Source organism: Stenotrophomonas sp. 2YAF26 (assembly GCF_052114625.1).
GTDB lineage: Bacteria > Pseudomonadota > Gammaproteobacteria > Xanthomonadales > Xanthomonadaceae > Stenotrophomonas > Stenotrophomonas indicatrix.
The window spans coordinates 73195-83069 of the sequence record NZ_JBFRFC010000020.1; the positions used below are offsets into that span (position 1 = coordinate 73195).

At 67.8% G+C, this 9875-nt stretch carries 7 protein-coding genes; 4 read left to right on the top strand and 3 right to left on the bottom strand.

Annotation, left to right across the window (positions count from 1 at the left end):
- Positions 1 to 14: 14 nt before the first annotated feature.
- Positions 15 to 3038 carry a triple tyrosine motif-containing protein gene (locus AB4Y98_RS18060; RefSeq protein WP_442244842.1) on the top strand — a complete coding sequence of 1008 codons (3024 nt, stop codon included), beginning with the start codon at positions 15 to 17 and terminating at the stop codon, positions 3036 to 3038.
- Positions 3031 to 3684: a response regulator gene (locus AB4Y98_RS18065; RefSeq protein ID WP_025878524.1), complete on the top strand. Its 654-nt coding sequence runs from the start codon at positions 3031 to 3033 to the stop codon at positions 3682 to 3684. The genes AB4Y98_RS18060 and AB4Y98_RS18065 overlap by 8 nt, the downstream gene beginning before the upstream one ends.
- Before the next feature lie 580 nt (positions 3685 to 4264).
- Here AB4Y98_RS18065 and AB4Y98_RS18070 read toward each other — a convergent pair.
- Positions 4265 to 5461, bottom strand: coding sequence for an MFS transporter (locus AB4Y98_RS18070; protein ID WP_394198900.1), 1197 nt, complete (start codon positions 5459 to 5461; stop codon positions 4265 to 4267).
- A gap of 94 nt (positions 5462 to 5555) precedes the next feature.
- Here AB4Y98_RS18070 and AB4Y98_RS18075 point away from each other — a divergent pair, with 94 nt between their 5' ends.
- Positions 5556 to 6485 carry a LysR family transcriptional regulator gene (locus AB4Y98_RS18075; RefSeq protein WP_313446976.1) on the top strand — a complete coding sequence of 310 codons (930 nt, stop codon included), beginning with the start codon at positions 5556 to 5558 and terminating at the stop codon, positions 6483 to 6485.
- 15 nt (positions 6486 to 6500) lie between these two features.
- On the opposite strand, the gene AB4Y98_RS18080 is transcribed toward AB4Y98_RS18075, so the two are convergent.
- The gene (locus tag AB4Y98_RS18080) at positions 6501 to 7967 is read right to left on the bottom strand and encodes an amidohydrolase family protein (RefSeq protein WP_442244843.1); all 1467 of its coding nucleotides are present in this window, start codon (positions 7965 to 7967) and stop codon (positions 6501 to 6503) included.
- 49 nt (positions 7968 to 8016) lie between these two features.
- A complete protein-coding gene (locus AB4Y98_RS18085) occupies positions 8017 to 8718 on the bottom strand; it encodes an ankyrin repeat domain-containing protein (RefSeq protein WP_442244844.1) in 702 nt (233 codons plus the stop codon).
- Positions 8719 to 8812: 94 nt separating this feature from the next.
- Here AB4Y98_RS18085 and AB4Y98_RS18090 point away from each other — a divergent pair, with 94 nt between their 5' ends.
- Positions 8813 to 9694, top strand: coding sequence for a LysR substrate-binding domain-containing protein (locus AB4Y98_RS18090; RefSeq protein ID WP_442244845.1), 882 nt, complete (start codon positions 8813 to 8815; stop codon positions 9692 to 9694).
- Positions 9695 to 9875: the final 181 nt, after the last annotated feature.

A 9875-nucleotide genomic window follows, 5' to 3' on the forward strand; every position in this document is an offset into this window, starting at 1 on the left:
GCCAGAATGACCGCATGCGTGGCCGCCCCTTCCCCTTCCTGCGTCGCCTGCCGGCGCTGCTGTCGTGCCTGCTGTTGTTGACTGCCCTGCCCGTCTTCGCCGTGCAGCAACCCGCAGTGAGCGATGGCATGCCCGGCTATCAGCACACCGCCTGGCGCGTCGGCCAGGGCGCCCCGGGGGATATCTGGGATATCGTCCAGGACCGCCAGGGCATGTTGTGGCTGGCGACGGGTTCGGGCCTGTACCGCTTCGACGGCCGCCGTTTCGAGCGGCAGGCCGCACCGACAGGCACCCGTTTTCCCTCCACCAACATGGTTACCCTCGGCCTCGATGGCGGCGATGGTGGCCTGTGGATCGGCTACTTCCAGGCAGGCATCAGCCAGTTCACGCAGGAACGCCTGCGCAGCTTCGGCCGCCCGCAGGGCGTGCCGGTGGGTGTGGTCCCCCGCTTCGCGCATGACCGCAACGGCCGCCTGTGGGCTGCCGTCAATGGCGGCCTGCGCTGGTTCGATGGACGTCGCTGGCAGGAGCCGCCGGCTTCCTTCGGCCTGCCGCAGAGACGCGTGCAATGGGTGCTGCAGGACCGCCACGGCACATTCTGGGTGCTGGCGGACCTGCAGATATGGCGTCGCCCTCCTGGCGCGGCCCGCTTCGAAGCCACCGGCATCGCGGTCTCGCAGATGGCCTCGCTGGTTGAGAGCCCGCGCGGCGAAATCTGGCTGGCCGACCGCGTGCGCGGCACGTCGCCGCTGGCCAACGCGCATGGCCTGTTGCCCGCCGAGGAACGTGAAGCACGGCGGCTGCCCGGGCTGGTCGCCTCGCGCCTGCAGTTCACGGCCGACGGGGCCCTGTGGGCCACGCTCAGCCCGCACGGTGGCGTGGCCCGGGTCACCTTCGACGGCCAAGAGGCTGTGCGCATGGAGCGCTTCGATGCCGCGCAGGGCCTTACCGCGACGTCGGCAGTGCCGGTCCTTGCCGATCGCGAAGGCAACATCTGGGTAGGCACCAACCTCGGCCTCAACCGCTTCCGTGCGCACAGCGTGCAGACCTTGTCCGTGGGCCCTACCGATCCCTACCGGTCATTGGTACGCGCCAGTGATGGCCGAGTGTATGGCTATGGCGAAGACCTGAAGCTGTTCGACCTGCGGCGTCCGCTGCTGGGCGGCAGTGCTGCGCAGCTGCAGGCCGCGGCACGACAGGCACCCACTCCGGTGTGGCAGTTCGACTGGATCAATCTGGCGCGCACCGTCAGCGGCCACACCACCCTCATACCGCTGCCGGCACCGTTCACCGGGCAGCCACTGCACGCCCTGCTGTTTGCCGATGCGGACCAGGCCTGGGCCTGCGCCGGCGAGCGCGCGGTGCTGCACTACACGGACAACCGCTGGCGTCGCGAAACCCGGCTTCCCGAGCAGGCCTGTTCGTCGCTGGCGCGTACCGATGACGGTGCGCTGCTGCTGGGCTACGCCGATGGCACCCTGCGCCGCCTGCACGGCGGCACGGTCAACACCTTCGGCGCCGCCGAAGGACTGTCGGCAGGCCCGGTAACCGCGTTGCTGCAGCACAAGGATCTGCTGCTGGTCGCCGGCGAGGCCGGCCTGGCCGCGCGTTTCGGCAACGGCCGCTTCCTGCCGGTGCGCACCGACATGGCCGGCGTGCTGGAAGGCATCACCGGCATGGTCGCCGATGCGAACGGGCTGCTATGGCTCAACGGCAGCCGCGGCCTGGTGCGGCTGCAGGTTGCCACCCTGCGCAGCGCACTGCGCAACGACCAGGCGATAGCCCCCCGCCTGTTCGACGCGGTTGACGGCATGCCGGGCATCGCCCTGCAGAGCGGCCCCATCCCCACTGCGGTACTGGCTGCTGATGGCCTGCTGTGGCTTGCCACCAATCAAGGCCTGGCGTGGCTGGACACGCGGCAGTCGCACATCAACACCATGGCGCCTGGCGTGCGCATCGGTGACGTGCTATATGGCAGTACACAGGCCCCGTTGCAGGAGGGACTGCGCCTTCCGGCCGGCACTACCCAGCTGCAGATCGACTATGTCGCGCTGTCGCTGGCGCGGCCGGAGCGCAACCGCTATCGCTACCGACTGTCCGGCGTGGACGACGCTTGGCAGGAGGCCGGCGCGAGCACGCGCGCCTATTACACCAACCTCGCACCGGGCCATTACCGCTTCGAGGTGGAAGCAGCCAACGAAGATGGCATCTGGAGCAGCACGCCAGCCAGCCGCAGCTTCCACATCGCACCGACGTTCCTGCAGACCGCCTGGTTCAAACTGTTGTGCGTCTGCGTGGTGATGGCTGCGCTGGCGCTGGCCGTGCGGGTCCGCAGCCGGCAGCTGGCGGCATTGTTCCGCGCCCGCCTGCAGGAACGCAACGGCGAGCGCGAGCGCATTGCGCGCGATCTGCACGACACCCTGCTGCAGGGCAGCCAGGGACTCATCCTGCGCCTGCACGCCATCAGCCAGTCGGCACAGACACCAGAGCCGGTACGCACCCAGCTGGAGTCGGCGATGCTGCTGGCCGAGCGCAATCTGGCCGAAGGCCGGGAACGGGTCAACGCGCTGCGCGACGCACCGTTTGCCGGCCGCGATCTCGCCTCTGCGCTGGCCGACGTGCATGCGGAATATGCAGGCCAAGGCACCAATCCACTGCGTTTGACCATGGAAGGCACACCGCCGCCGCTGCAGGCCGAAGCCGCCGAGGAAGTGTTCCTGATCGGGCGCGAGGCCATCCGCAACGCGCTGCGGCATGCGCAGGCCAGTGCCATCGAAGTGGAACTGTCCTACGGCGCCCGCTGCTTCCTGCTGCATGTGCGCGACGATGGCGTCGGCATCGCCAATGACAACGCCGGCGGCGGACACTGGGGCATGCAGGGCATGCGCGAGCGCGCACAACGGCTGGGTGCGGAGCTGCAGTTGTGGACACGCCCCGGCCTGGGTACCGAAGTCGCGCTGTCCGTGCCGGCCCGTCGCTTGTATCACCGACGTCCACCGCGCTGGCGTTGGCCCTGGAGCAGAACCTCCCATGACTGAATCCCTTCCTCCCATCGGCGTGCTGGTGGTTGATGACCATCCGCTGTTGCGCGATGGCCTGGCCGCACTGCTCGGCGCACATGCCGACCTGCGCCTGCTCGGCGAAGCAGCCGACGGTGAGGAGGCTCTTGCCTGCTACCAGCAGCTGCGCCCGGATGTGGTGCTGATGGACCTGCAGATGCCACGCATGGATGGCGTGGAAGCGATCGTGCGGATCCGTGCGATCGATCCCCGCGCACGCATCATCGTGCTGACAACCTACCGCGGCGACGTGCGCGCCGTGCGTGCGCTGCAGGCCGGTGCCAGCGCCTACCTGCTGAAGGACATGCTGCGCCACGAACTGGTGGCCACCATCCGCACCGTGGCCAGTGGCCGCCGCGCACCGATACCGGCGGAAGTGGCGGCCAGCATCGCCGCGCACGTGGTGGAAGACCGGCTGTCGCCACGCGAAACCGAAGTGCTGCGCCACGTGGCCGGCGGCCTGTCGAACAAGCGCATCGGCGAACGCATGCAGATTTCCGAGCAGACTGTGAAGGCACACATGAAGAGCCTGATGGAAAAACTGGGCGTTGGCGACCGGACGCACGCGGTAACGCAAGCACTGCGTCGCGGAATCATCAGCCTGGATGACACCGGTCAGGAGTGAAGGTGTTTCGGCCGGGCTGCGCCCGGCACCTGCCGAATCAACGGCCGAAGCAACGGCAACTGCAACAGCAACAGCGGGTTTTCTGCGGGATGGCGGGGTGGGTCCGGTGGCAGGGGCCGCTACAAGTACGTCCATGTAAGCTCGGTCGCCGCATCCATGCGGCTCACGCCCCTGCCACCGGACCCACCCCGCCTTCGACAGATCTCCGCAATCTGTCTGGATGACATGGCCTGCTTTTGGTAGGTGTCGACCTTGGTCGACACGTAGATCCACGCCATGCGTGGATGCTCTTCGTTCAATTATCGAAATATTGGATTTTGATGGAGATTCATCCAGCTTGGGATGGATCCATCAGACACCGGAAAACTGTCGAAGGTGGGGCGGTGTCGGATTGCGGGGTGTCCGCGCCAKGGATGGCGCGGCCAAGCCTCCATGGACGGATTYACGGCGTCCCCGCAATCCGACACCGCCCCGCCCTCCGACGGAATCCAGCTTCTGCCGTTGCCGTTGCCGTTGCTGAGGTTGCCGGCCAGCGGCCGGCACTACAGCAGGTGCAGGGCGCAGCCCTGCCGAACCACCCTCAACGCAGACGAATCAGCAGGCTGCCACCGGCGCAGATCGTCGCCAGCCACGCCACGCCGTGCCAACCCCACTGAGCCAGCGCCAGGCTGCCCAACGCACCGCCGCCAGCCATGCCGATGAACATGCCGGTGAACAGCAGTGCATTGAGGCGACTGCGCGCCGGCGGCACCAGGCCATAGACCAGGGTCTGGTGCGCGACCAGCGCCGACTGGAAACCGAAGTCGAACAGCAGCGCGCTGACCACCAGCAACGGCAGCAGCGCCACGGCCGGCAGCCACGAATCGACCAGCAACAGCGCAAAGCCAACCAAGGCGACGGCAATCGCCAACCGCGCGACCGCGGGGCTGCCCAACCGATCTGCAAAACGACCGGCAACCGGTGCCGCCAATGCACCCGCAGCACCGGCAATGCCGAACGCACCCGCGGCGGCACTGCCCAGGCCCAGCCGTGCGTGCAGCATCAGCGCCAGCGTCGACCAGAACGCACTGAAGCCCACCGCCAGCAGCGACTGGCTGGCCACGGCGCGGCGCAGCTGCGGCTGCTCACGCCAGAGCGCCAGCAACGAACCCAGCAGCGCCGGATAACGCAGCGTACTGGTCGCAGCGAAGTGCGGCAGTGCGCGTGCCATCACCGCCCCCATCGTCAGCACCGAAAGCGCTGCGAGGCCGAACTGCACGCGCCAGCCCCAGGCTTCGGCCACCACGCCGCTGACCACGCGCGACAGCAGGATGCCCAGCAGCAGGCCGGTCATCACCCTGCCCACCACCTGCCCGCGCTGCGCATCCGGTGCCAGCACCGCGGCGGCCGGCACGATGTCCTGTGCCAGCGTGGCCATCAGCCCCACCAGCAGGCTGGCAACCAGAAGCCCCGGCAACTGGCCGGCCAAGGCGGCCGCCCCCAGGGCCAACGCCAGCAGCACCGACTTCAGCAGGATCAGGTTGCGCCGGTCGAAGCGGTCGCCCAACGGAGCCAGCAGCAGGATGCCCAGCGCATAGCCCAGCTGGGTCAGGGTCGGCACCAGGCCCACGGCACGCTCGCCCGTAGCCAGATCCTGCGCGATCAGGCCCAGCATCGGCTGGCTGTAATAGAGCGAGGCCACCGAAAAGCCCGCGCCGGCGGCCATGGCCAGTACCAGTGATGGGGCGGGCGCAGCGCGTGGCGCAGAGACGACGGCTGAGAGCGAGGGAGCGGGCATGGAAGGCACCAGGGAGAGAATTGGAGCCCAGCGTGCCTACATTCGCAAGGCGTCTGTAGTAGGCTCAACAACATACTTTACATACGCTATGCGCATGAACGACCTTGCATCGGGCGGCGACCGCCTGGACCTGCTGCGTACCTTCCTGCGCATCGTCGACAGCGGCAGCCTTTCGGCCGCCGCCGTGCAGCTGGGCACCACCCAGCCCACCGTCAGCCGTCGGCTTCAAGCCCTGGAACGGCAGCTGGGCCTGCGCCTGCTGCAGCGCTCTACCCACGGCCTGCTGCTGACCGAGGACGGCCAGCGCTGCCAACGCCATGCGCAGCGGGTGGTGGACGAATGGGAAGCGCTGCAGGCCGAGCTGCACGGGCAGACACAGAGGCTCAGCGGTCGCCTGCGGGTGATGGTGCCGCATGCGTTCGGCCAGGCACAGCTGCTGCCCACCATGCTCGACTTCCTGGCCCAGCATCCACAACTGAGCCTGGAGTGGATCCTCGAGGACCGCCGCCCGGACTTCATCGCCGAAGGCATCGACTGCGCGGTGCGGGTCGGCGCGGTCGATGAACCGCGCGTGGTTGCCCTGCCGCTGGCCGAAGTACCTCGCATTGTCGTGGCCGCACCGTCGCTGGCCGATGCGGAGTCGATCACCAGCCCCGAACAGGCGCAGGCATTGCCGTGGATCTCGTTGGTCACCTACTACCGCGAACGTCTGCTGCTGCACGATGCGCAGGGCCGTGCGCACACGCTGTCGATCACGCCGCGCCTGCTGAGTGACAACCTGTTCGTGGTGCAGCAGGCCGCACGTGCGGGATTGGGGGCCGCAGTGGTGTCGGCCTGGCTGGTGGCCGAGGATCTGGCCGAAGGTCGGTTGGTGCAGCTTTTAGCGGACTGGCAGGCACCACCGCTGCCGGTGCATCTGGTGTTCCCCGCTGCGCGACAGCAACCGCTGCGCCTGCGCGCCTTCATCGATGCGATGAAAACCACGCTGCCGCAGCTGCATGGCATGCGGCCGGCACCGCGCTAGGCGCTACCGGCCGCATCACTGCGAAGCGTGGTCCTGCTTCGCCACGGCATTCCATGCAGCGACCTTTGCCTTGGTGTCGGCCAGCATCCTGTCCAGCGCCGCGCGATCGTACACATCACCGCGCAGGATCACGCTGTCGATCTTTTCGGTGGCGGCGATGTCCTGCAGCGGGTTGGCGGTCAGCAGTACCAGATCGGCCGCCTTGCCCGTGGCGACACCACCATAACGCTGCATCTGGCCAAACCAGGCCGGACCGGAGCGGGTCGCGGCGGACAGCGCCTGCGGTGCGCTCAGGCCTTCCTTCACGAACAGCTGCAACTCCTGGTGCAGGCCGATACCCGGGTAGTTGAACGAATTGAGGAAGCCCGCATCGGTGCCGGCAATGATCGTCACCCCCGCTTCCTGCAGCAGCGGCAGCACTGCGGCCACCTGGTGGTACTGCGCATGGCGCGCCTCGATCTGCGCAGGTGTCGCCTTGGCAGCGCGCTCCACGCGCCAGGCGTACGTCGCACGCAGGCCCGGGCCGATATAAGCCAGATACGGATCGTTGGCGTGGTCGTCCTGGTCGAGGAAGTCGAGGATACGGCCGCCGTTGAGGGTCGGCGTCACGAATACGCCGCGCTTGGCGAAATCACGATAGGCATGCAGCGCGGTTTCGCGATCGAAGCTGGCGTCGAGCCGGCGGTTGGCTTCGGCGCGGTCGATGCGCCCGGCGCCGAAATCCGCGGCGATCTGCGCTTCATCCTTGCTGCCCGCCTTGAAGGCATAGTCCAGATGTTCGATCGAGGCCAGGCCTGCATCCACGGCCTGCTCCACCGTCAACGCCATCGGAATATGGCCTGAAGCCTTGAAACCCGCCTTGCGCGCGGCGCTGGCCGAGTACAGGAACAGTTCCGGGGTCAGCGTGCTGTCGGTGATCTTCACGAAGTCGACCTTGTCGTGCTGCAGGCGCTCGATCGCCTTGTCCGCGTCGGCCTTGCTGCCCACCTCGATCGTGCCCTTCCAGACCGGCTTGATGCCTTCGATCTTCGCACCGGACGTCAGCAGGCGCGGACCGAACAGCGTGCCGTTGGCGAGTTCGCCGCGCCACTGCAGCACCTGCTGCGGAAGATCACCGGAGCAGTCACGGATGGTGGTGATGCCGTGGGCGATGTACAGCGGCAGCAGCGCCTTGTTCTCTTCCACCAGCGCCGGGCCGCCGCCGAAGTGCACGTGCATGTCCCACAGGCCCGGAATCAGGTACTTGCCCTTGGCATCGATCTGGCGACTGGTGCTCCACTGGCTGCGCACCTGCGCATCGGGGCCGACTGCGACGATGTCCTCGCCACKGATGACAACGCTCTGCCCCGGCACGCTGCGCGCGTGTTCGACATCGACCACCGTGGCGTTGCGGATCAGCAGATCGGCGCGTTCTGCCGCAGACGCCGACAGCGGTGCAACGGCAAGAAGGATGGCAAGGGACAACGGACGGGAACGGAACATGGACAGCATCCTGGTAGGCACGGCAGCGTGCGGGTGGAAGGGGCGGTTGTCAGCGCGTCGCGCCGTGTTGGCGCAGCAGGGTTTCGATGTTGGCGTAACCGCGTTGCCGGGCATGCGCCAGCGGCGTTACGCCGTCACCATCGGCAAGCTCGGGGTTGGCACCGGCGTCCAGCAGCAGCTGAACGATCTGTACGTGGCGCGGGCCGCCATCGCCGAGCAGGATCGCCTCCAGCAGCGCCGTCCAGTGCAGGCGATTGACATGGTCAACGGCCACGCCAGCGCGCAGCAGCGTGCGCACGGTGGCGACATGGCCGCGTTCGGCAGCAGGAATCAGCGCGGTACCGCCATAGCGGTTGGTGCTGCGCAGGTCTGCGCCGTGCGCGAGCGTCAGCGCCAGGATCTCATCCAGGCCGCGCGCGCCGGCGTACAGGTACGCGCTGTCCTGCATCGCGTCCTTGGCGTTCACGTCGGCACCGGCCTCGATCAGCTCACGCGCCGCGTCCACGTTGTTGCCGTGGGTGGCCAGCAGCAGGGCCGTACGGCCCTGGCCATCACGGGCTTCCAGATCGGCACCCGCGTCCAGTGCCTCGCGCACGGCCTCGACATCGCCGCGGCTGGCGGCATCACGCAATTGCGCATCGGCGTCGCCTCGGGAAGTCGCCGTGCACGCCGGGATCACCATGACCAGCAGGCACAGCAACAGCATGCGACCCAATGCCGAACGATGCTGCCGGGAGCGAGGGGTATGCATCGTGACTCTCCTCATGCGCGATGGCGCCGGCCATTGCCGGCCCCTGCCCTGCATGGTAGAAGTCGGCACGGGTATCCAGAAGTGAAATGTTCAAATGCAAGACAGTGCCAAATCGAATAGAACAATGTTCGAACTGGACCTGCTGCGGGCCCTGGTGATGGTCGCCGACTGCGGCAGCTTCACCACGGCGGCCACCCGCCTGCACTCTACCCAGTCCACGGTCAGCCAGAAGATCCGCCGCCTGGAGGAGCTCGCCGGTCACCGCCTGCTCGAGCGCGGCCACCGCGACGTGCATCCCACCGATGCCGGTCACACCCTGCTGGGCTATGCCCGGCGCATGCTGGATCTGAACGAGGAGCTGGCCCAGGCATTGGCCGGCGCCACCGTGGAGACCGCAGTGCGCATCGGTGTGCCGGAGGACTTCGTCAACGCACAGACCACGCGCATGCTCGCTGCCTTCAGCCGCCGCCACCCGCAGGTCAAGCTGGAAATCAGCAGCGGTCTCAGCCGTGATCTGGCCCACGGCTTTGACCATGGCGAGCTGGACCTGGTGCTGGTCAAGCAGCGTCGCAACACCCGCCAGGCCGTGCATTGCCGGCGCGAACCGATGCACTGGATCGACAGCCTGCGCAGCAGCAGCCTGCAGCAGGACCCGCTGCCACTGGTCACCTTCCCGCCACGCGGGCTGTACCGCGACGAGATGATCCAGGCCGTCGAAGCGCTGGGCCTGCGCTGGCGCATCGCGTTCACCAGTTCCTCGTTGAGCGGCATCCAGGGTGCGGTGGCCGACGGCATCGGCATCAGCCTGTTGCCACGTCGCGCGGTCAACCGCGAACACCGCATCATCGATGGCGAGCGCGACCTGCCGGTGGTCGACAACTACGAGATCGGCCTGCTGCATCGCGCCGATGCCGATGATGCGGTGCGTGCGCTGGCCAGCGAGTTGTGGCGCCAGGTGCAGCGCGAGCCGGAATAGTCGGCAGGGCTGCGCCCTGCACCCGCCGAAGCGGTAGTGCCGGCCGCTGGCCGGCAACCTCAACAGCCGAAGCAACAGCAACAGCAACAGCAGGCTTCCTGAGGGATGGCGGGGTGGGTCCGGTGGCAGGGGCCGCTGCAAGTACATCCCTGTAAGCTCGGTCGCCGCATCCATGCGGCTC